Here is a 24,793-nt window from a genome sequence, read left to right as displayed (position 1 = left end):
CCCGTACAATCGCGGCTCTGCTGCGCTTGAAGGACAATCTCGCGAATGGCCGAGGGACGCGTCCAACGCCGTCTTGCCGTAATCCTGGCCGCTGACGTGGTGGGTTATACGCGCCTGATGGGCAGCGACGAGGCCGGCACACTTGCCGAACTGAAGACGATACGGGCCCACCTTATCGACCCCAAGATGGCCGAGCACCAAGGCCGCATCTTCAAGACGACCGGCGATGGCGTCCTCGCCGAGTTTCCAAGCGTCGTCAACGCCGTGGCTTGTGCGGTCGATATCCAGCGGGCCATGTCGGACCGAAACGGGGCCGTCTCCGAACATCGGGCGATACAATTCCGCATTGGGATCAACCTCGGCGACGTAATCGTCGAGGGTGACGATCTGTTCGGTGACGGCGTGAACGTGGCGGCGAGGCTCGAAGGCATCGCTCCTGTTGGAGGTGTCATGGTTTCGGGCACCGTGCGAGATCACCTCGGAAACCGGCTTGACCTGCAATTCGACGACAACGGTGAGCAGATACTTAAAAATATTGAGCGCCCCGTGCGAGCTTATGCGGTGCGTCTCGACGGTCCCCCCACTTCGCCGACCTCGCTTTCTGACAAGCCCTCCATCGCTTTGCTGCCGTTCGTCAATATGAGCGACGACCGTCAGCAGGACTACTTTGCCGATGGGATCACAGAGAACGTCATCACCGGATTGTCCCGGTTTCGCGATCTTTTCGTCATCGCGAGCAATTCGACGTTTGCCTACAAGGGCAAACCCACGAAGATACAAGATGCCAGTCGGGAACTGGGTGCCCGCTATATCCTGGAGGGCAGCGTACAAAGGTCGAAAGACCGTGTCCGGATTACGGCCCAGCTCATAGACGGCAAGACCGGGCGGCACCTTTGGGCAGAGCGCTACGACCGAGGCATCGATGATATCTTTGCCGTGCAGGACGATGTCACTGAAAGGATAATCGGCAGTTTAGCCACAGCGTACGGAGGCCGACTGTTAAAGGCGTGGCAAGAGCGCCCGGAAGTCGCGGGGACACGGAACTTTGAGGCCCTGGACTATTTCGTGCGCGGCATGGAGTCTGTCAACCGTTACACAAAAGAGGACAACTTGCGTGCCCGCGAACTTTTTGAAAAGGCGGGTGAACTCGATCCGAAGTTCGGAAAAGCGTTTGCGAAGCTCGCTTGGACGCACATGATCGACGCAAACGACGGTTGGAGCGAGAATCCCGAGGCCTCACTGGCAAATGGCCTGAAATACGCCAATCTGGCGATCGAACGCGACGACGCCGAGGCATGGGGGCATTACGCTCTCGCAGCGCATTGCCTATTTTGCGGACAATACGAACGCGCTATCATTGAGTATCAACGCGCCCTTGAGCTCAATCCAAATGATGCCGACGTGCTGTTGGATTTTGGTTCCTGCCTAAGCTATTGCGGGAGGGCACAGGAAGGCCTTGAGACCGCGCAAAAAGCCATGCGTCTCAACCCTCACTACCCCGAGTGGTACATTCTACAGATTGGCCAGATTTACTACGACGTTCGCAAATATCATGAAGCGATTGCGGCGTTGGAAGGTCTACGAACCCTCGACACCGTATACCAACACTTATACCTGGCAGCGAGCTACGCGGCTTTAGGGAGCGAAGGCGAAGCGCAGCAGGCCATTGAGCATGTTTTGGAACTGGAGCCACGAGCCACAATCACGGTGAGAACGACCTCGGACATGGCGCCATACAAGAATTCAAGTGACCTGGAACACTTTCGCGAGAATTTACGCAGGGCCGGCATGCGGGAATGAGACGAAACGCCGGCGCTTTGCCATCGGCGTACCCGGTGAGGGTGGGCTCCTATCGCAGTGTCTTCGTCAGCCTTTCGCCGACCCATGTCCCGCCGTCCACGCAGAGCGGGCTTGCCTGTATGCCGTGCTGGTAGCCATGCCAAATCGCAAGATCGGTCGAGCGCGACATATCCCGAAGGGCCTAGCTGGTGCCGCCACGGAGGAAGAGACGGTGAAGGCGCCACTTGAAAACTACCATGCCCGGATGCAGCGGGTGCTGGACCACATCGACCGGCATCTCGACGACGATCTGGGCCTGGATGCGTTGAGCGGCGTCGCGGCGTTCTCGAAATACCATTTCCACCGGCAGTTCATGTCCATCTTCGGGTTGTCCGTGCATCGCTATGTCCAACTCGCCCGCATGAAGCGCGCTTCGTACCGGCTAGCCTACACGGACGCCCAAAGCGTTACGGACATAGCGATGGATGCCGGTTACGACGCACCCGATGCCTTCGCCCGCGCCTTTCGGCAGCGGTTCGGGCAATCGCCGTCGTCGTTCCGGAAGTCTCCCGAATGGGAGCCGTGGCTTGCTGCCTTCGGGCCTCTCGACAACGCCAGGAGCAAGCTGATGCGCAAGACTTTTACCACCGACGACGTGACGATCCGCGATGTGGCCCCGACACCGGTGGCGATCATGGAGCATCGGGGCGACCCGGCGCTGCTCGGCACCACCATTCAGCGGTTCATCGCTTGGCGCAAGGCCGCCGGCCTGCACCCCAGGACAAGTCCGACCTTCAATGTCTGGCGTTCCGAGCGGCGTCCTGCGTCGCCCGCCGATTATAGCGTCGACCTTTGTGTCGGGACCGGCCAACCGATCGAGGCGAACGGCGGGCAGGTCAAAGCCGGCGAGATCCCCGGCGGGCGCTGCGCCGTGCTGCGCGTCGTCGGAGACACCCACAATCTGGAGCCTGCCGCGCTCTACCTCTATCGCGACTGGCTGCCGGCCAGCGGCGAGGAAGCACGCGACTTCCCGATCTATTGCCAGCGGCTGAGCTTCTTCCCCGAGGTGCCGGAACATGAGACGGTCGCGGAGCTGTTCCTGCCGCTGAAATAGGACCGCTGGACGGCGCCCTTCCGATCGCCGGAAGCGGACCGGGCGTTGCCCACCCGGTCATTCCGCATTCGCCCAACCTCGACGTGAACTCACGAACGTTCGTATCTCGGTCGCGTCGAACCGATGGGAGTGGCTAGGATCAGGCATTCGTAGTATACTTTTGCCGCCTTGAAAGCGTGACGCCGTACGGCGGTTTGCCTTGGGAGATGCCAATGCGCATGTCCTTGCTCGTCATTCCACTCCTGCTTGCACACACCCCGATCGTATCGCATGCCGCCGCCATTCACGACGCCGCCATGAACGGCGATGTCGCGGCGATCGCGGCGGCGCTCGATGCAGGCGCCGGCATTGATGAGAGTGATGGAACCGCAACGCCGCTCTATTTTGCGGTCTGGATGGGCCACATCGAAGCGGCAAAGCTGCTCATAGAACGTGGTGCGGACGTCAACGCCCAGACGACTTGGGGTCCCCCGCTGATGGCGGCCGTGGGGGTAGGTAAGATCGATCTGTTAAGTCTGTTGCTGAAGCGGGGTGCAGATCCCAATTCCGACCGTGGCGGCGAATTCGCCCTTCATGTCGCCGTCAATCTCGATTGCTTCGACTGCGTGAAGGCACTGGTTGAGGCCGGCGCAGACGTGAATGCGAAGACAATGGACGGCAAGACGCCGCTCCATCTGGCAAAAAGAAGGGGGCAACGCGAAGTTGCCGACTATCTCTTGTCGCACGGCGTCGTCTTGCCAACACCGGCCCCGATCTCGATGAAGTTGGCTTCTGCCGATGTCGAGAAAGGCCGAACCTACTTCACCCACGCGTGTGTCCGTTGCCACAACGCGGAGCGAGCGGGAGTGACCAAAACAGGACCGAACTTGTGGAGCGTCGTCGGCCGCGACAAGGCATCCATGGCAAATATGCGTTACTCCGACGCCTTGCTGGGCTGGGAGGGTGTATGGACGTACGAGGACCTGAACAGATATCTCTTCGGGCCCATGCTCACCACGCCGGGCGTTAAGATGGAGACGCCTGGTGTCCCGGACGAGACGGAACGGGTCAACGTCATCGCCTACTTGCGAACGCTCAGTGACAAGCCGATCCCGCTGCCCTGAATCGATGATCTCTCGGGCCGTGCCTTATCGGCCCGGCCCCCTCACATTGCCGGCGGCTCAACCAGCGAGACGCCGTTCAGGCCGGCGATGATATCCGACAGCGCCGGCACGAACTTCTCGCCATGGCCGGTTGCGACCGCGGTGGCAAAACCGTTGCGCACCGCCGCACCGATCGGGTTGGCGACATCGGCGGCCTGGGCGAAAGAGGCGAGATAGGTCATGTCCTTGAGCGCATTGACGATGGCGAAGCGCTGCGCATTCTCGTTGCGGGTCAGCACGAAGTCGAAGAACGCCTGGTAGAAGCCGCAATCCATCCGGCTGCCGGAGATCACACTGTTGAACACCTGCGGCGTCAGCCCGGCCTTGGCGCCGAGCGTCAGCGCCTCCGAGTAGATCGCCGAATAGCCCATCGAGACGAAATTGTTGAGCAGCTTCATGGTGTGGCCGCTGCCGGTCGGCCCGGTGTGGACGACGCGCGCGGCAAAGGCCTCAAGCACCGGCCGCGCGCGGGCAACAGCTTCGGCCGGGCCGCCGACCATCACGTCGAGCTTGCCTTCGGCCGCTTCCTTGGGCGTGCGCGCCAGCGGCGCATCGATCAGCGTCGCGCCAAGTGCCGCGAGGTCGGCCGCAAGTGCCGTCGTCGACGACGGGTTGGAGGTCGAGCAGTCGATGACCAGCAGCGGCTTGCCTGCCGCGGCCAGTCCATCCGGTCCCTTGACCAGCATTTCGACCTCGCGCGAACCGGTGACGCACAGGATGACGACGTCGCAGGCGGCGGCGAGCGCGCGCGGGCTTGCCGCCTCGGTGGCGCCGGCTCCGATGAGCCGGTCGGCGGCGGTGCGGCTGCGATGCACGCACACCGCCAGCGGCCAGCCCTTGCGCAGCAGATTGTCGGCCATGCCGGCGCCCATGCTGCCCAGACCGATGAAGCCGATGCGTTCTTTCATGCAATCCTCCAAATGGCCCACGTTGGCGGGCCGCATTTCGTCACCTTGCGGCGGGCACCTGTCGATGCAATCCTTCGAAGAAGAATCGGCCTTTGCCGAAGAATCGGACCGGAGGCCGTATCCCCCGATGGCGGAGCCCATGCTTTTCGATGCCATACCGCAAGCGCCCAATCTGCGGACCGGGCTCGTCAACACGCTGATCGCGCAGATCGAATCCGGCGACCTGGCGCCGGGTCAGCGGCTGCCGACCGAGCAGGAGATCGTCGCCGCCACCGGCGTCAGCCGCACCGTTGTGCGCGAGGCGCTCGCCGCGCTGCGCGCCCGTGGCCTGATCACCACGCGCCAGGGCCTCGGCGCCTTCGTTGCCAAGGATCCGCTGCCGAGGACCTTTTCCATCCTGCCCGACGACCTTGAATCGATCGACGAGGTGCTGCGCGTGCTCGAACTGCGCATGGGTATCGAGGTCGAAGCGACCGGGCTTGCGGCCGAGCGGCGCAGCGACGCGGCACTTGAGCAGATGGGGTCGCGGCTGGACGCGCTGGAGGCGGCGGTGCGCGCCGGCGGGTCGGGCTCGGAAGAGGATTTCGGCTTCCATCGCGCCATCCTCGCGGCGACGCAGAACGCCAATTTCACCCGGCTGTTCGACACCTTCGGCAGCGCCATGATCCCGCGCCAATGGATACGGCTCGACCGGATGACCCTGCCTGAGCGGGAGAAATACCTGGCCCGCATGCAGCGCGAGCACCGCGCCATTCTCGCCGCAATTGAGGCCAGGGATGCCAACGCGGCGCGGCGCGCCATGCGCAGCCATTTGACCAAGAGCTATGCCCGCTTCGAGGAGTTGCGCGACAGGGCAAGCCACGACTGAGCGCTTGCTCATGCCGTGGCTCCCGCCACGCCGCCAAGATAGAGTTCCCGCATCAGCGACATGTCGCGCAATTCGGCAATCGGCCCGGAGACGACGATGCGGCCGTTCTGCATGAGATAGCCGCGCGACGCGACGGAGAGCGCCAGGCCGGCATTCTGCTCGACCAGCAGCACTGAAGCGCCGAAGCGCTCGCCGATGCCGAGGATGATCGCCTTGATCTCCTTGACCAGCAGCGGCGACAGGCCGAGCGACGGCTCGTCGAGCAGCAGCACGCGCGGCCGCGTCATCAGCCCGCGCGCGATGGCCAGCATCTGCTGCTGGCCGCCGCTCAGCGAGCCGCCCTTGTCGCGCCGCTTGGTGGCAAGGATCGGGAAGAAGGCAAGCATGGTTGCGAAATCGGCCTCCACGGCCGCGTCGTCGCGGCGTGCATAGGCGCCGAGGCGCAAATTCTCCTCGACGCTCATCTCGACGAAGATCTTGCGCCCTTCCGGCACCAGCACGACGCCGCGCCTGGCCATGACATCGGCGGCAAGCCCGGTCACCTCGGCACCGTCGAACGAGATGCTGCCGGCGTTCGGCCGGATCAGCCCGGCGATCGCCTTGAGCAACGTCGACTTGCCGGCGCCGTTGGGGCCGAGGATGGTGACGATCTCGCCAGCCCCGAGCGTCAGCGAGACGCCGCGGTTGACGATGGTCGGCCCGTAGCCGGTGACGACATCGGAAACGGCGAGCAGGTTCACAGATCGCCTCCCAGATAGACTTCGAGCACCTTGGGATCGGCAAGCACCGCCTCGGTCGGCCCGTCTGATATCTTGGAGCCGAAATCGAGCACGGCAAGGCGCCGGCACAGCATCTGCATCAGCTTCATGTCGTGGTCGATGACGCAAACGGATATGCCGTGGCCGGGAAGCTGGCGGACGAGCCCGACCAGGGCCGTGGTCTCGCGGTCGTTGAGGCCTGCGGCGGGTTCGTCGAGCAGGAGCAGCGACGGCCGCGTGGCGAGCGCCAGCGCAAGGCCGAGCAGGCGCAGGCTGCCGAACGGCAGCACGCCGGCCTTTTCATTGGCAACCGCGCTCAGCCCGACGAAGTCGAGCAGCGCTTGCGGCGTCGGCCACGGGTTGGCGGTGCTGTCCGTCCCCACATGTTCGCCGGCGATCCGCACATTCTCCAGCACGCCGAGGCCGGCAAAGGCCATCGCCTGCTGGAAGGTGTAGCCGATGCCGGCCCGCGATATCGCGTGCGGCTTGAGGCCGGTGATGTCCTGACCGCGAAACAGCACGGTGCCGCCGCTTGGCCTGTGGACACCGGTGACGACATTGAACAGCGTCGTCTTGCCCGAGCCGTTCGGGCCGACGACGCCGAGGATTTCGCCCTCTTCGATGGCGAGGTCGACGCCGGCCAGGGCGGTGACGCCCCCGAACTGCTTGCTCAAGCCATTGATCGCCAGGATCGGGCTCATCGGCGCGCCTCCGAGGGCGTCGCGTTGCGCTGTTGCGTCTCCGGTTTCGGCTTACCCGAAAGCGCCGCACGAAGCGCTCGCACAACGCCGCCGATCAGGCCGTCGGGCAAAAGCATGATCACCGCGATCAGGCAGACGCCGTAGACGATGCGCGACTGCACCGGGTCGAGGTTGAGCACTTCCGGCAGGAAGGCGACAAGGATGCCGCCGGCGAGCGGTCCCTCGATCAGGCGGGCGCCGCCGATCATGACCATCAGCGCCAGGTAGATGCTGGGGAACGAGGAGAACTGCGACGGCGAGATGTGGCCGAGGAAATAGGCCAGCAGCACGCCGGAGATGCCGGCAAAGATGCCGCTGACGACGAAGGCGCCGATCTTGTGCCGGCCGACATTGATGCCGAGCGATGCGGCGAGCTTCTCGTTCTCCCGGATGGCGCGCAGGGTGCGGCCATAGGACGAGTTGATGATCGCCCAGCTCGCCACCGCCGCGGTCGTCACGAAGGCCACCACCATCAGATAGTAGCGCGTCAGGTCGCTCATATCGGCGCCGAACAGGGTGACGGGGCCGGCCAGGTCGAGCCCCGTCGCAGCCCCGGTATAGTCGCCGCCATTGGTGAGCACAATGGCCAGCAATTGGCCGAAGGCGAAGGTCATGATGACGAAGTGATGGCCGCCGACGCGCAGCGACGGAATGCCGACGATCATCGCGAACGCAGCACTTGCCAGGGCTGCCGCGGGCAGCGCTGCCCAAAACCCCACGCCGAAGTCGCGCGCCAGGATCGCCGCCGCATAGGCGCCGACGCCGACCAGGGCGGCGTGCCCCATCGACAGGATGCCGGTCTGGCCGAACAGCACCGACAGGCCGTAGAGCGCGATCACGTTGATGCCGGCCGAGATCGCCAGCGACAGGAAGCGGTTGCTCGGCGAGAACAAGGGCACCAGCGCGATCAATGCCAGAATGACCAGCACCGGCAGCAGCGATCGCAACGCCTTGAGGCCGCAACCGGCGCGATCCTGGTGGAGGCCTTCCGTCATGACGCCATCCTGGGTCCGCTGGTGCCGCCGAACAGGCCGTGCGGGCGAACGATCAGCACCAGGATCATCAGGGCAAAGGAATAGGCGTCGGTCCATTGCGAGAAGCCGTAGCCGGCGCTGAAGCCCTCGACGATGCCGAGGATGAGCCCGGCGGCGACGGCGCCGTAGATGTTGCCGAGTCCGCCGATCAGCGCCACGGCAAAGCCCTTCATCACCATGGTGCCGCCGGTGAACGGCGTGATCGGAAACAGCGCGATCAGCAGCGCACCGCCGAGCCCGGCCAGTGCACTGCCGAGCACGAACACGCCGGTGATGTAGCGGCGCACCGGAATGCCCATAAGGGCCGCGGTGTCGCGGTCCTCGACGCTCGCCCGCAAGGCGCGGCCGTAGCGGCTGGCGGTGATCATGCGGAAGCTCAGCGCCACCACGGCAATGGTGATCGCGATGACCATGACCCGCACCGAGGCGATGCGCACGCCGCCGACCTCCCAGACCGTGGTCAGCGGGCGCGGAATGCTCTTCTGGTTGGGATTCCAGAACAGCACGACGACATGCTGCAAGACGACGATGAGGCCGAGCGAAACGATGAAGCCGTTGGTCGGCCGCTCCAGCGTGAAGCGGAAAAGGCCGCGCTCGAGGATGTAGCCCATCAGCCCGACCGCCAGGATCGCCAGCACCACCGCCAGCGGGAAGCCGAGGCCGGCACTGACGGCAAGCCAGGTGACGATGCCGCCGATCATCAGGAATTCGCCATGGGCGAAGTTGATGATGCCGGTCAGGCCGAAGATCAGGGTAACGCCAATGGCGATCAGTGTGATGACGCTGGCGATCGAAAGCCCGTTGAGGATCTGCTGTATGAAAATGTCCACGGCTCGCTTCCGCTGTTGACGTGGTGGGCTGTTGACGTGGTGTCCGGCGGACCTGCCTGTGCCTGAGAGGCATGAGTTGGCGGCGCGATGACGCCGCCAACTCAAGGCTCGGTTCGCCAGATCAGCTCTTCGGCGCTTCAGCCGGCGGCTGTTGCATCGAGCAGGAGATGGCGCCGCCGGGTGCCGCGGCGCAGACCTCGGTGGCATGGGTGACCTGGTGGGTTGGATTGAAGGTCAAATCATCCGAGACCACGCCCTGATGGTGGAGTGTCAGCAACGCCTCGACCGTCTTGTCCGGATCGAAGCTGCCGGCCTTCTCCCAGGCTTCGGCGAGGAAGTGCACATAGTCGTGGTAGAGCAGCGACACCGACGAGGTCACGCCGTGCGGCGCGCCGGCCGCGAAATAGGCGTCGAAATAAGCCTTGGCCTTCGGGTTGGACGACTCGCCCCAGCACACCGGCACGCAGCTCATCGCCACCGGCACGTCGGCCGAAAGCTGCTTTTCCTTCCAGATGCCGGGGTCGACGCCGAACAGGAAGTAGCTCTTGGCGGCTCCCAGTTCGAGCGCCTGCGGCAGCGCCGTCAGCGTTGAATCGCCATTGTACCAGAAATGGATGATATCCGGATTGAGGCTCTTGGCGCGGGTCAGGAACGGCGAGAAGTCGGTCGTGTCAGGCGGATAGAAGATGATGTCGGGGACGTCCTGCCCCTCGGCCTTCAGCGCCTTGAAGTAGTAGGACGACAGGAATTGGCCGGTTGCGTCGTTGCCGACGATCATGACCGACTTCTTCGGCTTATAGCCGAGCAGTGGCTCGAGCAGCGTGAGCACGCCGCGCGCGGTCGACCCGGACCGCTGGAACTCCTGCGGTTCGGACTGGAACAGGTAGTGATCCTCGCCGCCCGGCTTGACCGAGTCCGGTGTCAGGATTTTCGCCAGTGTCGAATTGCCGGCGAAATGGATGATTTTGGCCGGCTGCGTGATTTTGGCCATGGCCAGCGTGAAGTCATGCGTTTCGGATCCGAAGATCGCCTGCACCTTTACGTCGCGCACCAGTTCCTGGGTGGCGGCTATTGCGGTCGCGATATCCGTGCGGTCGTCGCGCTTGACCATTTCCAGTTTGTAGTTCTTGCCGCCGACATTGATGCCGCCGGCGTCGTTGATCTGTTTCACGGCAAGTCCGACGCCTGCCGGCAAGGTATGGCCGGCGGAAACGAACGAGCCCGACTCCGCCGCGACGACGCCGATCTTGACGATGTTGTCCTCGGCGAATGCCGGATGAGCAAGCACGCCAAGGCACAAGGCCGCCGACGCGCCCATTTTCAGAACGGTTTTCAACTTGAGATCCTCCCGACTCCAAAATCATTGCAGTCTTACCGGGTTGTCATACAACCCTGTTATCTGGTAAATCTAACGAACAGGGATGTCAATCGCGTTGCCATGCGATAAAAGGCGGCCCGCAGATCAGGAATCACCACCAAGCCGCAGTTAGGAACAGGACATGCAGTCACGGAAATTCGGCCGCACCGGCCGCGACGTCAGCGAGATCGGCTTCGGTTCATGGGCGATCGGCGCCGCCTGGGGCGAGGTCAATGATGACGATGCGGTAGCCGCCCTGCATGCCGCCCTCGACGCCGGCGTCACCTTCATCGATACCGCCGACGTCTATGGCGACGGCCGTTCCGAAAAACTCATTGCCAGGGTGATGAAGGAGCGCGGCGGCGAGCGGCCGTTCATCGCCACCAAGGCCGGAAAGCGCCTGCCCGAGCAGACGGTCGAGGGGTTCAGCGAGAAGAACCTGACCGACTGGATCGACCGCAGCCTGAAATATCTCGAGGCCGACACGCTGATCTCGTGCAGCTGCATTGCCCGCTGACCGACCTCTACTATCATCCCGAAGTGTTCGAGCGGCTCGACCGGCTGATCGAGCAAGGCAAGATCCGCAATTACGGCGTCAGCGTCGAGCGGGTCGAGGAGGCGCTGAAGGCGATGCAGTATCCCGGCGTCGTCAGCATCCAGATCATCTTCAACGCCTTCCGCCAGCGGCCGACGGAATTGTTCTTCGACCTGGCGAAAAAGAACGATGTGGCGATCATTGCCCGCGTCCCGCTGGCCAGCGGCTTGCTGTCGGGCAAGTTCAAGGCGGACACCAAATTCGACGACAGCGACCACCGCAAATTCAACCGCCATGGCGAGGCTTTCGACGTCGGCGAGACCTTCTCGGGCGTGCCCTATGAGGTCGGACTGGCGGTGGTCGAGCGCATCCGGCCGCTGGTTTCCGGCGACACGACGATGGCCAAATTCGCCCTGCGCTGGATCTTGATGTTCGACGCGGTCACGGTGGTCATCCCGGGCGCCCGCAATCCGGCGCAGGCGATATCCAATGCCGAAGCGGCGGACCTTGCGCCGCTGTCGGGTGAACTCATGGGCAAGATCCGAGATATCTACGACCAGGACATCAAGCCCCATGTGCACCAGCGCTGGTGATCGAAGGCCTGCAAGGCTTCGTCAATTCACGGCGCGGCGGACCTGATGGCTGGCTCAAGCGTGTCCTGAACGCCCACATTGCCCGCCATCGGGTTCCCCTAGCTCAGCCGACTTCGCTGGCTGAGCTAGCCGGCGGCTTGCGAGATGAGCTGGGCGATCTCGTGCGGGTGCGAGATCAGCGACAGATGGCTTGCCTTCACCTCGATGGTCTTTGCGTTCATGCGCTTTGCCATGAAGCGCTCGAGATCCGGATTGATCGTGCGGTCCTCGGTCGAGATGGCGTACCAGCTTGGCTTCGATCGCCAGGCCGCTTGCGTCGTCTTTCCGGTGAAAAGCTTATCCGAGATCGGCCCCTGGACGGCATAGAGGATGCGCGCCTTCTCGTGGGCAATATCGCCGGCGAAATCCCGCAGGAAAGCCTCCTCGCTGAGCTTGCCGTAGCCCTGCGACCAGACAAGGCCGGCGGAGGCGGGCGGCGCCGCGAAGGTCTTGGCGAGCGCCGTGTAGTCCTCGCCCGCATCCGGAGCGCGCGCCGCGACATAGACGAGCGAGGAAACCTTCGGATCCATCCCTGCCTCGGTGACGATCATGCCGGCAAAGGAATGTCCGACAAGTATCGTCGGTCCATCCTGTAGCGCGATCGCTCGCCGCGTCGCCTCGACGCCCGCCTCCAGCGTGGTCAGCGGGTGCTGGACGACGGTTGCCTTGAAGCCGGCCTGCTGCAAGATGCCAACCACTTCCGACCAGCACGAACCATCCGCATAAGCGCCATGGACCAGGACGACATTGCGGACCTTGGGGCCCGTCTGCGCTTGCGTCTTGTGGGAGCCGGCCAATAGGCCCGTCGCCACCCCGGCGACAAGTGCGGTGGAAAAAGTACGCCGATTTATCATGATCGTGAATTCCTTGGGAGGTTGGCAGATGGGGATCCAGTTTGTGCCGAAACTTCGGCGGAGGCGAGCCGCAAGCGCTTTGTGCAGCGCTCACGTCCAATCTTCGCGGCCCACCGCGCCTTCGTTACAGCCGTCACCGCTTCGTGATCGCCTGCCTCGGGCTGCGTCCTTCAGGATGCATTTCCTCCACGACTATCCACAGGTTCGCCCGGCTATTTCGATGCGCGGGGCGGTAGCGTAGAATGACGCAATTCGACGGGTCTGCGGCCACCAATGGTTTGGGTACGAAGTGGAGAGCTTGATGCGGAACACGATACTGGGCTTCGCGGCACTTGCCCTGGCCGCGTGCCAATCGGCTCCTGAAGCGTCGCAATCGGCCGCTCCCGACCCTGCGTCGAACCCCGCTGCCATTGCTCCCCTGTCCACCTTGGATCCCGCCGCTGCTGCTCCTGGTTCGGCAACAATGGATCAATCCACAACGATCACCCCGCCAGCGAAGGGCGTTCCAGCAAAGTACGCCGCATTTTCAGGCATGTGGGCTGGAAGATTGGAGGGGACGTCCGAAGCCAAAGTCGCTGTGCAGACGATTTCTCCGAGAGGCGATGTGACCGCCACCGTTGCCTGGGGCAATCTGGGCGACAACAGTCCGGGAGAGGCAGCCGGCGCTGGAAGAATTGCGGGGAATACACTGAAGCTCAAACGCCTCCCGAATGGCGCGGACGTCAGTCTTGTGATGCTGCCAGAAGGAACCTTAGCCGGCACCGTTGCGCTTGCCGGCCAGACCTACACCGGCCCGTTCATCAAGCAATGATCACAGAACCATCCAACCGGCCGCATTGATTGCGCATCGACCTCAGGTTCATCTCGGACTGTTCAAGCGTTCCTATGGCCACCGTGAAGGACGCAACTGACGCGATCGTCTTGACGCGTGCCTCTTCTTCCCGCGGCTTGATTGGAGCGGCCCGGCATCCCTTCTGTTGGGATGAGCTAGGACACCGGGCCTAACCGACAGGATGCCTGTGAGGAACAATGCCGCCGGCTGGCCGATTTATGCGCCTCCGCTAATGTAAAGTGAAGCCATCCGAAGGAGGGAACACAACGGTCCGGCGGTGACCGACAAACCGTGACGACCTTCATCCTGCGTGTTCGAGAAGCCTCGCTGGCGTACCGTTTTGACGACGAATGACAGGAAGGCTTCTGACATCGCCAAGGAGATCGGTGACAAGGTGCGGATCGGACAGATGACGCCAGGAAGCGAAAACTGAAAATGGCCGGCGCCTGTTGGGCGGGGGGCCTGGTTGGGGTCAAGGCGCCGGCCAGGCGGAATGGATCCGCCACCCGACAAATCTAACAGACGGACCGCTGGCGCCTATGGTGTTATCGCGGAAGCAGGACCAGGCACTGCCGGACCGCAATGGAATGCCGCCGACGCACACATGCCGGTTGGATCCGTTTCCACGCGACGCGCTTTTAGTGCCGTCGCAGGCCGATACGCCTTAACCTTCGATATATTCGTGCTCGAATCCAGCAAACTTGGTCAGGCCCGGTTGATCGAGCACGCGCACTTGGCCTTGGCGGAATTCGAGAAACTTGCGCTCGCGCAGTTCCCGCAACATTCGATTGACATGTATCGGCGTGAGGCCGAGAGCGTCCGCGAGATCGTACTGGGTGAGAGGGCATTCGAAGCTGTTGTTGGTGACAGCGCCGGTTTTTTCCAGGCGCGCCTTCAGTTCGAGGAAGAGATGCGCTGTCCGCGCCAAGGCGCTGCGTCGTCCTACATTGGTGAGATGTTGAGCGATGACCGCTCCGTTGTGCACGAGGGTTTCGAGAACAAGGGAGAAGAGATGGGGCGACTGCATGGCTGCAAGGGTAAATGTCTTGGTCGAAGCCACCAGCACCGTAAGTTCGGTTTGAGCTACGAACGTTTCAAGGGCGCTGCCCGAGTACGATTGAGGCAGGACGATATCGCCTCTCAGTGCAAAATCCAGGATCTGTCGCTGCCCGCCGGCGAGTTCATGAGAGATGCACCCCCAGCCCGACTCGACTATGAACATGCGATCGCTGTCCTCGCCCTGATTGACGATGACCGTCTCCGCCAGATAGCGCTTTGGCGTGAATCCCAACGTCTTGATAAGCGCCGCATCGTCGTCGTTAAGTCCGACATACGATGGACGATTTTCATTCCCGCGCAAAAAAGGATGTGTAGCGTACGTCATCTATAGCCCCGCCCGATGCCCCAAAGTACCTCCCTCTGATGGAATGTACATCAAATTTGATGTGATGAGTATCCGTTGATGGCAAACTATCGATCGGTGCTGCGACGGCGCTTTTCGATGAAAATGCGCAGGTTCCACCGGCTCGCCACCGGCACGCTTCGGAATTGGCACGTGGCGGCAGGACTAGGTTTTGTTTCTCTTGAAACTTTCCCGCATGGAGTCGACGATTTCGCTGGCAATGAGGCAGCTGCGATTGTCGACCTGTTCGGCGGCATTTCGTAACGTCGTCGACGCGTCCTTCAGCAATCCCCTGATCTCTGCCGCGGACAACACCTCGGAGGATTCGAGTTCCAGCAGCACGGATTCACTCACGTGCAGCGCGGCAAGCGCCACCGCTCTCGGCCTGGTGGCGAGCAGCTTCAGGAGATCACCGCTGGGCCTGGAACGCGCTTTTTTTTTTGCCATAGTTGCGTCTCAACCGTTCGGACATGAAGGTTCATAGGCTCAAAATTACAACGCCTCGACGAGTTAGCCGCAACTCCAAGATCGGAAGAGGTCGCTCAATGCCTCTCTTTCAGGCATCCTGTAAGCATACTATCCCGGTTTGCAGCCACGACACAGAGGCACGGGATACCGAATTAGCCGTAGTTACTACCTCCCTACCACCTCTGGGCTACCGTGGTTACAAGCCGACGCAGGAGAAAGCATAGCTGCTCGTAGCCTCTTTGGATTGGCGTCGCTTTGGTTCGCCGTACACGACCACAATGGCACGAACATCGTATCCCAGGATCGGCGCATTAGCGGCGGCTGAGGACCTGCTTCAGACCTGTCTTGCCCGCATCCAAAGCTGGAAGCGGGAAAGGCTCGACCTGTCCGCCGGTCTTGTCCAGATACTGCATCAACGCCGTCACCAGATGGTAGAAGATGCTTGCCGGGACTTCCGTCGCCACTGACCTTCCGCGTTCGTCGATCCTGTCGACCCACAAGCCAAGCGGTGCGGGATCGATATGCCATCTGAAAAGGCGCGCGACACGAGCTTCGATCTCGGGTTTCAGATCAGGCCCGCCAATGCCGTCCAGGGCGGCGGCTGCCTTGACGGCTTCGCATTGCGGCCAGCTGCGGGAGAACCGGTCGAGAGGCATTCCCTGCCGCGATACGGCTGCGTAGGCCAGACCCGTGGCTCGGTTCAATCCACTGGCGACCGCCGACGAATAGAGCTTCCTGGCGTAGGCGACCAGGTCTTTTTGCCCGCTCGCCCGCGCGAACTCGACAAGGAGCGAGGCCCATTCGAAATGATGCCCTGGTTCGGTCCACTGTCCTTTGTCGCCCGGCAAGGGCAGCCAGTCGACGTCGAAATATTCCCCCAGCGTCCAGCTTTCCTGGTCGAAGAAATGGCACCGGAAGAGATCGATGACGCGTGCCGCCCGACGCAGATAGGCACGGTCGCCGGTGACACTGTGCCAGGCAAGAAAGGATTCCAGCATATGCATGTGCGGGTTCGAAAACCGTGCCCCGTTGGAGCCGGGGCTCTCGAGGAACCCGGTCAGACTGTCGTCCTCGAGATGGGTATCGACGAAATGAAAAGTCTGTTGTGCAAGCCTCAGGGCATCCTGATGGCCGCATCGATGAGCATGTGCCAGCGCCAGCAGCACACAGGAATGGTCGTAGGCGTCCTCGGTCGGATCAGCCACGCTGCCGTTGGCATTGAGAGTACGCACCCAGCCGCCACGGTCGGTGCGGCCGTATTTGGCGATGAAGTCGATACCGTGGTCGATGAGTTTATCGGCCGGTCCAGTCCAGCCGCGTTCCTTGGCCACCGCGAACGCATAGATCTGGCGAGCCATCGTGCGCATGCGCTTGGGCTTGCCCAATGGCCTTGCATCGAAGCCGAGCGCCTCGTGGAAGCCGCCATAGACATCGTCGACACCGGCAGTGGACCACAGCGGCAGGGTTTCTTCGAAGAGCCAGTGTTCGACCCGCTTGCGCCATGAGCCGCTGATGATGACCCGGTCTTCCGAGGCGGTGAATTTCGTTTCGAGGCGTCCGCTCTTCTCCAGCTGTTCGACGACTTTCTTCACGTGCTGGCTGTGGCTGACGGGGGCGACGAACACCGCGTCCGGCGTCGCCACTATCGCCACATCCTTCATTCCGACGACGGTCAGCAGCCTGCCCTGGCTTCTGAGGTAGGAGTTGCCGCAATCCATGGCGACGATGTCACCCATGACGACGTTGCCGTCACCGTCGGTCGGGCTGGCTTCCAGCAGCGATTGCCACGATCCAAGGTCGTTCCAGCGGAAGGAAGCCGTGACCATGGCGATGTCGTCCGCATGCTCCATGATCGCGTAGTCGATCGACGTCGAGGGGACAGCCAGGTAGAAGCCCTGCGGCAGGTACAGGCCCGAGACCTCGCTCCGCGCTGTCTTGTAGGCCCGTTCCGCTGTGTCCCAGATGTCCGGCTGGAAATCGAGAAACGCCTTGCGCATGGCGTCGGCGCGAAAAAGGAAGATGCCGGCGTTCCAGTAGAATCGTCCCGAAGCCAGGTATTGGCGTGCCGTCTCGGCGTCCGGCTTTTCGACAAAGCGCGAGACCGAGGCTACTCGGTCACCATTTGCCGTGGCCTCGATATAGCCATATCCGGTTTCGGGGTGCGTCGGCTTGATGCCGAACACGATGATACTTCCTGCATCGGCGGCAGGCACGCCCGCCTCGACGGTTTCCCAGAATTGCGCTTCGGTCGATATCTGATGGTCGGACGGGACCACCAGCACAAGCGCGTCGGCGCCATGTTCGGAGATCGTTTGCAGGGTGGCTATGGCGACCGCGGCGGCGGTATTGCGGCCGACCGGCTCGAAGATCGGTCTGCCGCCGTTCAGGCCGAGCGGAGCAATGTCCGAGATAACGCGGTCGGCATGCCGTTCGGACGCTATCAGGTAGATCGGCGTCTCGCCGTCCGGCCGCGCCTTGAGGCGTCGAACAGTCTTCGCAAGCATCGAGCCGTCGCCCGAAAGGTCGTGGAATTGCTTGGGATTGTCTTCGCGCGAAAGCGGCCACAGCCGTGAGCCGACGCCCCCGCTCATGACGAAGCTTACGATCCGGTCCGGCATGATCCAATTCCTCTCAGCCAATTCCCATCAGAATGTCTGGTTGTAGGCTCCGACCTCTGGATTGCGGCGCAGCACGGCATCGAGAGCCTCGAACATCTCGCGGCGTCGTTCAGACGAGATGGGGCTTTCCACCACGACGACAATCTCCGGTTTGTTCGAAGAAGCCCTGACCAGGCCCCATGTGCCGTCCTGGGCAACCACACGCACCCCATTCACGGTGACGAGATTGGCCAGCGGCTGGCCGGCGAACTCGATCCCGTCCCCCTTCATTTTCGTGAATTCCCCAACAACTTTCGCGACCACCCCGTACTTCACCTCGTCCGGGCAGTGGGGCGACATGGTCGGAGTGCCGAAGGTCAGCGGCAAATCGCGGTAAAGGTCGGCGAGTGTCTTGCCCGGGTTGCGGTCGAGCATCTCGCAGACCGCGATCGCGGTGAGGAGCCCGTCGTCGTAGCCGCGTCCGATCGGCGGGTTGAAGAAGAAATGCCCCGACTTCTCGAAACCAGCGATGGCATTGAGTTCGGCAACGCGCCTCTTGATGTAGGAGTGCCCGGTCTTCCAGTAATCCGCCCTTGCACCGTTCTGTAGGAGGACGGGATCCGTCATGAAAAGTCCCGTCGACTTGACGTCCACGACGAAGACGGATTTCGGATGCAGGCCGGAGATGTCTCGCGCCAGCATGACGCCGACCTTGTCCGCGAAAATCTCGTTGCCCTCGTTGTCGACCACGCCGCAGCGGTCGCCGTCGCCGTCGAAGCCGAGCCCGACATCGGCACCTGTCTCCAGAACCTTGTCCCTGATCGCGTGCAGCATCTGCATGTCTTCGGGATTGGGGTTGTAATGCGGAAACGTGTGGTCGAGCTCAACGTCCAGCGGGATGACTTCGCAGCCGATGCCTTCCAGCACCTGCGGTGCAAAAGCGCCGGCGGTTCCGTTGCCGCAGGCCGCTACCACCTTCAGCTTTCGGCCGAGGTTCCTTCCGGCAGTCAGGTCTTCGATGTATCTCTCGCGAAATCCGGACACGAATTCATAGCTTCCCCCGCCTATGAGATCGAAATCGCCGTCCAGCACGAGCGCTTTCAAAGCGGTCATCTCATCGGGCCCGAATGTCAGAGGCCTTTGCGCTCCCATCTTCACGCCGGTCCAGCCGTTTTCGTTGTGGGAGGCCGTCACCATGGCCACCGACGGAGCGTCGAGCGCGAACTGGGCGAAATAGGCCGTGGGAGAAAGTGCCAGGCCGATGTCCTTGACGCGCGCGCCGGCCGCCATCAGGCCGGAGACCAGCGCCATCTTGATCGCCATGGAATAGCTGCGGAAATCATGGCCGGTGACGATGTCCGGGCCAACACCCATTCGGCGGATCAAGGTGCCGAGCCCCATGCCGATCGCCTGCACGCCCATCAGATTGAGTTCGGGTTCCTTGTCCGAGCCTGGCTGCCCGAACCACCAGCGCGCGTCGTATTCCCGGAAGCCAGTGGCTTTGACAAGGGCACTGGTTTCGAAGGCGAATGTGTTTGGCCTGGCTTGGCCGACTATGGTCACGGTCACGGTTTCCGCTCTGCAGTTACAGGGGGACAGTCCTAGCACGCCGCCGGACGCAGCCCCCTTCATGAATTCGAGTAGCCCTAACACGCTGGTTTGCACCCCCTCATCCAATAGGAGCATGACCGCCGATGGCCGAAAGGATGTCTCGTCCTGGCACGGGGGTCTTGTATTCTGTAAGGTGCGTCCTGCTCGGGCGCTGATGAGAAAAGGTGGGCTGCAAGATGCCGCTGACCGCATTCAGGTTCCCGTTCCGCGAGGATGTCGACGAAAGGCGGTTCGGTCGCCTGGCTCGGCTTCTCGAGCTCATTCAAGTGGAAATCGAAAGGGAATCCGCGGCACTGCGTCCGTCCGTGGAAAAGATGACGGACTGCGCCGCGTTCGCATTGGCGGCGATGGAAAATGGCGAGAGCCCCGAACGCATATCCGCGCGGATCGATTCCCTCGCGCGGGACCTGGCACTCAGCCGCGCACGGCAGGCCTTGCTGGAACAGCAGTTGTCTTTTGTCGACAGGACGAGAGCAGGGCTGCCGGGCATTCTCCCTTCCCATAGGGCGTAGGGTCCCTACGCCAATTGGCGGCGTTTAACCTTCCCTGACGCAGGCGTAATCTTTTCGCTGCGGTCTGGGATCGAGGGGCCTCAGCTTTCAATGAAAACATCGGCTGAATGTCATCGACCGCCTGCATGGGGACCGCCTGCATGGGGACGGCGTGCGCGCAGGATTTCCCGCGCGCCTGCAGGAGAATTTGAATGAACCGCATGTTTCCCAATCAATGGCCTCCGGCGGAGCAGCAGGCTTCCGCCGGCCAGGAATTTATTGGCCTCTCCGACATAACCGAATTTCTGCGGCACTACGTTGGAACCATCATCGCCTGCCTTGCTGCGGCTCTCTTGGTGGCCGGGTTCTACAATTCGACCACCGACCCAACTTTCATCGCCAGCGCGCAGATTCTGATCGAGCCGAAATTGCCACAACACCTGCAGGAGGGTGGCGAAGTAGATCTGTCGTTGGACACCGCCCAGGTGGAAAGCCAGATAGCAGTGATGCAGTCGGAAAAGATCGCCGCGATGGTCCTCGACCAGTTGAAACTTGTCGACGACCCCCAGTTCAACCGTCCGCAGACTCCGACTTTGCGGGAAAGATTCAAGAAGATAGGAACAGTCCTGCTCGATGCTTCCGAGCTCAGGAAAAGCGCGTGGCTGACGTCGCTTGCGGAGCGTTTCGGCCAAGGCGTGCCTGAAACACCCGTTACGCTGACCGATTACCAGAAGTCCCGGCGCAGCATGTTGATTTTCCGCAATGGCCTCGACGTCCGCAGAGTCGGCGTTTCCTACGCGATAGACATATCCTTCACCTCTCTCGATGCCGAAGGTGCAGCCAAGGTTGCGAACGCCACGGCCGATGCCTTCGTGCGTGAGCAGATCGAAACCAAGGCCGACGCGGCAAGGGAAGGCGGCGCCTGGCTCGAGATGCGCCTTAAACAACTGCGCACCCAGATGAACGAGGCCATGGCGAAGGCGCAAGAGTTCCGGTCACGCCACGATTACAGCGTCGGCAGTGAAGCCACGGACGAAGGTGGGGCGAACGCTGTGCCGACGCTCGAAGAACTCGAGGTGACTGCTGAAACCTACCAGAAGATGTACGAGAGCTTCCTGCAGGCCTACACCAACTCGGTAAGCCAGCAGTCGTACCCGGTCGCCGACGCAAGGGTGATCACGGCTGCGACGGCGCCGCTCTATCCGAGCACTCCAAGGCCGAAGTTGATGCTGGCTTTCGCGGCGGTTGCCGGGCTCATTTTCGGTATCGGACTTTCGTTCGTGAGGCATACATTCGACTGGACCATCAGGTCAGCACGACTCATCCGGGAGAATTTGGGTGTCGAATGCGTCGGAGAGCTGCCGCCCACCACCAGGAGAAGGGAATCCGGCCACCTCGACGAAGTCGCAAGATATCCGCACTCCCGATACAGCCACAGTCTCAGGAAAGTGCGAACCGAAATCAGCCTTGCGGAAACCAGCCGCCCGATCAAGTTGCTTGGGCTGACGGCGGTATCCAACGACAGTTCGAAGAGTTCGGTCGCCAGCAATCTTGCCACGCTATATTCGATGTCTGGGCTGAAGACGCTGGTAATTGACGCCGACATCAGGCGACCGACACTGACCACGCGGCTGCTCGGCCCGTCGGGCGCCCTCGACAAACCGTGCCAGGACCCTGTCCGGCTCAACATCGTCCGCGCTCCTGGGCGGCCGTTCGACTTGCTTCCAAGTTCGGTGGTGGACGCCAGGCACCTGCTGGCACCAAGCAACATGGAGGCGTTCCTCCTGGATCTGACCGCTCGCGACCTTGCCGCCTACGAACTTGCCGCCTACGACATTGTCATCTTGGACCTGCCGACGCTTGCCTCGGGAGCCGACGAACTGATTGTCGGATCCGTCCTGGACGGCGTCGTCGTCGTTGCCCAGTGGGGCAAGACACATGTCCAAACGCTGCGGGAACTCGTCAGGACGCTGCAGGCCAGCAGGACGCCCATCCTGGGCGTGCTCCTGACGAAGGCCCGCGCGATGAAGTCCAAGCCCCGCATGAAACTGATGGCGAGACATTCCTCCCTCGGAAGTCGCAAAAGCGTGTAGGGGGATCATTCCTTGGGATTAGGGGGTAGCCCTGGGGCGTCACGCTACCTCCTTTGCCTTTCTTGCCGACAAGCCCCGACCTTGGAAGAGTGTCCGGAACAATTCGAACAGCAACCGTCCCATGTCAACAAACACCTTCGAGTCGCATCAGGGAACCCCGATCTGGGTTCAGCCGCCTCTTCCCGTGGCGGCTGACAGCCGAACGGCAGTCCTGCACGTTGTTCCTGCGCCCGACCACAACAGTGCCGGGGCAGTATTGACAGACCTGTCGCCCGCCATCAGGTCGGGAACGACGAACCCTCCCATGGGAGGTCGCCTGAAGCGGATCATGGATCTGGTCATAGCGGGCACGGCGCTTATCATGGCTGCGCCTGTGATGATCGTCGTTGCCCTGCTGATCAGGATGACGGCAGGAGGCCCGGCAGTGTTCTCGCACAGCCGTATCGGGTTCGGCGGAAAGCCGTTCGATTGCTACAAGTTCCGCTCGATGGTCGCCAATTCGGAAGAAGTTCTGAAAGCATATCTCGAAGCCAACCCCGATGTCTGCAAGGAGTGGGAAGAGACCCACAAGATCAGGAACGACCCCCGCGTCACGCTGCTTGGGTGGATGCTGCGCAAGTCGAGCCTCGACGAACTCCCGCAGCTCTTCAACATCATCCGTGGCGACATGAGCTGCGTGGGCCCAAGGCCCATCGTAAAGGACGAACTCGTACGCTACGGCGACCACCTGGGGGAATACCTTCGGACAAGGCCGGGACTCACCGGTCTCTGGCAGGTGAGCGGAAGAAGCAGCATGGACTACGCCAACCGCGTGGCGCTGGACAGCCAGTATGTGCGGAACTGGTCGGTCTGGCTCGACATCGTGATCCTGTTCAGGACGGTTTTCGCAGTGATGCGCTTCGACAGGGCAGCCTGAAGTCCCGACCGCTCACCCTTCCTTCTGCCTCCAGTGGACGGACAGGGAAAGGCCGATGATGTAGGCGCAAGCCAATACGAATGCCAGGATCAGGAATTTGGTGACGGTCACATGGCCGGGCAACCCAAGGCCATTCCAGGCAAAGCTTCCGATCACAAGCAGCGCAGTCGCCGCGATCAGGGCTGGAGCCTTGAACCGCAGTCCCAACAAAACGCCCGCCGCCGATACAGCCACTACACTCATGAGCACCGAAATCTCCAGTGATACCCGCAGGACTGATCGCCTCACTGCGGCAGGGAAGGTTTCGTCAGCGTGTGCTCACTGATATGCGGCCTCAAAGTGCATGGCAAGTGCCAGGGTATTGCGCAGATGATCCGGTTGAGCATCGCCCCCAGTTTTCTTGCGCCCTTGTGTTCTTGGTGCTTCCAGGCGGCCTCCAGCCGCGTTTCAGCTTCCGAAGCCCACACGCGCCAATGGGTGCGGCGAGTTGTGGACCTGCCTCACTGAGCAAGCTTGATCAGTTGGTGCCCTGAATCGGGAGCGTCTCTGTCTGCACGCTGTCGCCTGCAGGTAGGGCGGCCAAGCCGGACGGGGGCGGGGGGATATCGATCTTCACGGTATCGCCTGGCTCGATCGGCGTCGTTTCCTCAGCCATGATTTCTTGCGAGCCGCTGTCCGTCGTCCTCACGATCTTGAAGATCGGCTTGGCCCTTTCGGCGCGCTCTCTAAGAGCGAGCAGAGCAGGGGCCGTGACCTCGGTATCGTGCAGCAACTGCACCGCGGTGTTGGCCTTGCTGGTCACTTCATTGAGCTGCAGCTGCGTCTCGCGCAAGGCAGCGGCGACTTCGCTGGCTTGGCTATTGCCGAGATTGAGGATCTCGATGTCGGTCTTGCTTATCTCCTGCCTGACTCGCAACAGCGACGTCTCGGCAACCAACCTGTCGCTCTGCATCTGTGCGACCGTTCCCTGTAGAGAGAGTTCCCGCGGTGCAACCGCCAACCCCTTCTGGACAAGGGCCGAAACACCCGCGAGTTCCTTCTGGATCAGTTCGATCTGTTGGTCGTGGAAGGCCATCTGCTGGCCGAGCGAGGTCAGTTCCTTTTCGAGGAAATCCTTGAGTTCTCGCAGGGCACGGAGTTGCGTCGCCATGGCGTCCTTGCGGACGGCGAAGATCTTGCGCTCCTGCTCCATCGCCAACGCGACCGTCTCGTTCGAAGCTCTGTCCTTCAGTTGTGCAGGGAAGGCGATGTCGTCGCTGCCAGCCAGTTCCGATTCCAGCCGCGCTTTGCGGGCGAGCAGACTGACATTGCTCAGCGCCAGCAAACCCACGTCGCCCTGGCCCGCGATGACTTCACGCTCGAGCCTCGACATGTCCTCCTCGCGTGTTCGCAGGCCGCCGGCGATTCCCAGCGCCTGCAGGACCGTTAGTCCCGGCCTGAAGGGAAACTCGCCGGGCTGCGTGACGTAGCCGACTATGTAGAACGGCCTGTACTGGACAATCTCGACGGCGACATCCGGCTGGCGGCCGAGTCCCATCTGCTGCATCAGGCGGTCGCCGATCGCGCGAGCGAGGTCGCCGGGGGCGGTGCCTTGCGCCCGTATCTGGCCGACAAATGGAAGGAAGAGCGTGCCGTCGGCACCGACAACGAAGCTGTCGTTGAGAGCCGTCCATTCGAAGATCACGTCGCGTGATGCGCGCCATTCGTAAACCTTGAGCCTGACCTTGTCCTGGGGTCCGAGGAGATACTCGCCAGCCATCGTCGGCAAGGGGCAGGCAGCCGCCGCCGCCAATGAAGCCGCCGCCACTCTCAAGAGCCATTTCCGCATTGTC

General features: G+C 62.2%; 21 protein-coding genes and 1 pseudogene. 9 read left to right on the top strand and 13 right to left on the bottom strand.

The annotated features are described in order from the left end of the window. Nucleotides 1–45 precede the first annotated feature (45 nt). The 3 genes from HNQ71_RS06690 to HNQ71_RS06680 all read left to right on the top strand — a co-directional run bounded on the left by HNQ71_RS06690 (nt 46) and on the right by HNQ71_RS06680 (nt 3,996). The gene (locus tag HNQ71_RS06690; protein ID WP_184871737.1) at nt 46–1,800 is read left to right on the top strand and encodes an adenylate/guanylate cyclase domain-containing protein; all 1,755 of its coding nucleotides are present in this window, start codon (nt 46–48) and stop codon (nt 1,798–1,800) included. Nucleotides 1,801–2,011: 211 nt separating this feature from the next. Continuing rightward, on the top strand, nt 2,012–2,893 hold the full coding sequence (locus HNQ71_RS06685; RefSeq protein WP_184871736.1) for a GyrI-like domain-containing protein: 882 nt from the start codon (nt 2,012–2,014) through the stop codon (nt 2,891–2,893). Nucleotides 2,894–3,105: 212 nt separating this feature from the next. After that, nucleotides 3,106–3,996, top strand: a complete 891-nt coding sequence (locus HNQ71_RS06680) for an ankyrin repeat domain-containing protein (protein ID WP_184871735.1) — start codon at nt 3,106–3,108, stop codon at nt 3,994–3,996. Nucleotides 3,997–4,037: 41 nt separating this feature from the next. Here the strand turns inward: HNQ71_RS06680 and HNQ71_RS06675 are convergent, their stop codons facing one another. Then, the gene (locus HNQ71_RS06675; protein ID WP_184871734.1) at nt 4,038–4,943 is read right to left on the bottom strand and encodes an NAD(P)-dependent oxidoreductase; all 906 of its coding nucleotides are present in this window, start codon (nt 4,941–4,943) and stop codon (nt 4,038–4,040) included. Nucleotides 4,944–5,070: 127 nt separating this feature from the next. Between HNQ71_RS06675 and HNQ71_RS06670 the strand changes: the two genes are divergently transcribed. Beyond that, entirely contained in the window at nt 5,071–5,811 is a 741-nt protein-coding gene (locus HNQ71_RS06670) for a FadR/GntR family transcriptional regulator (protein ID WP_184871733.1), read from the top strand. 8 nt (nt 5,812–5,819) lie between these two features. Here the strand turns inward: HNQ71_RS06670 and HNQ71_RS06665 are convergent, their stop codons facing one another. The 5 genes from HNQ71_RS06665 to HNQ71_RS06645 form a co-directional block, all read right to left on the bottom strand. Continuing rightward, a complete protein-coding gene (locus tag HNQ71_RS06665; RefSeq protein WP_184871732.1) occupies nt 5,820–6,551 on the bottom strand; it encodes an ATP-binding cassette domain-containing protein in 732 nt (243 codons plus the stop codon). Continuing rightward, complete coding sequence (locus HNQ71_RS06660) at nt 6,548–7,270, bottom strand: ABC transporter ATP-binding protein (RefSeq protein ID WP_184871731.1); 723 nt, start codon at nt 7,268–7,270, stop codon at nt 6,548–6,550. Before HNQ71_RS06660 ends, HNQ71_RS06665 begins: the two co-directional genes overlap by 4 nt. Then, nucleotides 7,267–8,304, bottom strand: a complete 1,038-nt coding sequence (locus HNQ71_RS06655; protein WP_184871730.1) for a branched-chain amino acid ABC transporter permease — start codon at nt 8,302–8,304, stop codon at nt 7,267–7,269. Before HNQ71_RS06655 ends, HNQ71_RS06660 begins: the two co-directional genes overlap by 4 nt. Next, a complete protein-coding gene (locus HNQ71_RS06650; protein WP_184871729.1) occupies nt 8,301–9,173 on the bottom strand; it encodes an ABC transporter permease subunit in 873 nt (290 codons plus the stop codon). Before HNQ71_RS06650 ends, HNQ71_RS06655 begins: the two co-directional genes overlap by 4 nt. 121 nt (nt 9,174–9,294) lie before the next feature. Further along, on the bottom strand, nt 9,295–10,509 hold the full coding sequence (locus HNQ71_RS06645; protein ID WP_184871728.1) for an ABC transporter substrate-binding protein: 1,215 nt from the start codon (nt 10,507–10,509) through the stop codon (nt 9,295–9,297). 163 nt (nt 10,510–10,672) lie between these two features. On the opposite strand from HNQ71_RS06645, the pseudogene HNQ71_RS06640 reads away from it, so the two are divergent. Beyond that, nucleotides 10,673–11,658: pseudogene (locus HNQ71_RS06640) on the top strand (aldo/keto reductase). Between the two features lie 125 nt (nt 11,659–11,783). On the opposite strand, the gene HNQ71_RS06635 reads toward HNQ71_RS06640, so the two are convergent. Beyond that, nucleotides 11,784–12,554 carry an alpha/beta fold hydrolase gene (locus tag HNQ71_RS06635; protein ID WP_184872262.1) on the bottom strand — a complete coding sequence of 257 codons (771 nt, stop codon included), beginning with the start codon at nt 12,552–12,554 and terminating at the stop codon, nt 11,784–11,786. Nucleotides 12,555–12,852: 298 nt separating this feature from the next. Here HNQ71_RS06635 and HNQ71_RS34715 point away from each other — a divergent pair, with 298 nt between their 5' ends. Next, nucleotides 12,853–13,362, top strand: coding sequence for a hypothetical protein (locus HNQ71_RS34715; RefSeq protein ID WP_246461225.1), 510 nt, complete (start codon nt 12,853–12,855; stop codon nt 13,360–13,362). A gap of 685 nt (nt 13,363–14,047) precedes the next feature. On the opposite strand, the gene HNQ71_RS06625 is transcribed toward HNQ71_RS34715, so the two are convergent. From HNQ71_RS06625 to HNQ71_RS06610, 4 genes are all read right to left on the bottom strand, one after another. After that, nucleotides 14,048–14,767: a Crp/Fnr family transcriptional regulator gene (locus HNQ71_RS06625; RefSeq protein ID WP_184871727.1), complete on the bottom strand. Its 720-nt coding sequence runs from the start codon at nt 14,765–14,767 to the stop codon at nt 14,048–14,050. Between the two features lie 183 nt (nt 14,768–14,950). Beyond that, on the bottom strand, nt 14,951–15,232 hold the full coding sequence (locus tag HNQ71_RS06620) for a hypothetical protein (protein ID WP_184871726.1): 282 nt from the start codon (nt 15,230–15,232) through the stop codon (nt 14,951–14,953). 332 nt (nt 15,233–15,564) lie between these two features. Continuing rightward, entirely contained in the window at nt 15,565–17,871 is a 2,307-nt protein-coding gene (locus HNQ71_RS06615; protein WP_184871725.1) for a mannose-1-phosphate guanylyltransferase/mannose-6-phosphate isomerase, read from the bottom strand. 27 nt (nt 17,872–17,898) lie between these two features. After that, nucleotides 17,899–19,419 (bottom strand): phosphohexomutase domain-containing protein, encoded by a 1,521-nt coding sequence (locus HNQ71_RS06610; RefSeq protein ID WP_184871724.1) that lies wholly within the window; start codon nt 19,417–19,419, stop codon nt 17,899–17,901. Nucleotides 19,420–19,637: 218 nt separating this feature from the next. Between HNQ71_RS06610 and HNQ71_RS06605 the strand changes: the two genes are divergently transcribed. From HNQ71_RS06605 to HNQ71_RS06595, 3 genes are all read left to right on the top strand, one after another. After that, the gene (locus HNQ71_RS06605) at nt 19,638–19,973 is read left to right on the top strand and encodes a hypothetical protein (protein WP_184871723.1); all 336 of its coding nucleotides are present in this window, start codon (nt 19,638–19,640) and stop codon (nt 19,971–19,973) included. 191 nt (nt 19,974–20,164) lie between these two features. After that, complete coding sequence (locus tag HNQ71_RS06600; RefSeq protein ID WP_246461223.1) at nt 20,165–22,045, top strand: GumC family protein; 1,881 nt, start codon at nt 20,165–20,167, stop codon at nt 22,043–22,045. A 121-nt stretch (nt 22,046–22,166) separates the two neighbouring features. Continuing rightward, nucleotides 22,167–22,961 (top strand): sugar transferase, encoded by a 795-nt coding sequence (locus HNQ71_RS06595; protein WP_184871722.1) that lies wholly within the window; start codon nt 22,167–22,169, stop codon nt 22,959–22,961. Nucleotides 22,962–22,973: 12 nt separating this feature from the next. Here HNQ71_RS06595 and HNQ71_RS06590 read toward each other — a convergent pair whose 3' ends face one another. Continuing rightward, nucleotides 22,974–23,204, bottom strand: coding sequence for a hypothetical protein (locus HNQ71_RS06590; protein ID WP_184871721.1), 231 nt, complete (start codon nt 23,202–23,204; stop codon nt 22,974–22,976). 274 nt (nt 23,205–23,478) lie between these two features. Next, nucleotides 23,479–24,789, bottom strand: a complete 1,311-nt coding sequence (locus HNQ71_RS06585) for a polysaccharide biosynthesis/export family protein (protein ID WP_184871720.1) — start codon at nt 24,787–24,789, stop codon at nt 23,479–23,481. Between the last annotated feature and the right edge of the window lie 4 nt (nt 24,790–24,793).

It is taken from the genome of Mesorhizobium sangaii, assembly GCF_014207355.1.
GTDB lineage: Bacteria > Pseudomonadota > Alphaproteobacteria > Rhizobiales > Rhizobiaceae > Mesorhizobium > Mesorhizobium sangaii.
The sequence above is the reverse complement of the archived record's forward strand: the minus strand, read 5'-3'. Positions and strand labels throughout refer to the sequence as shown.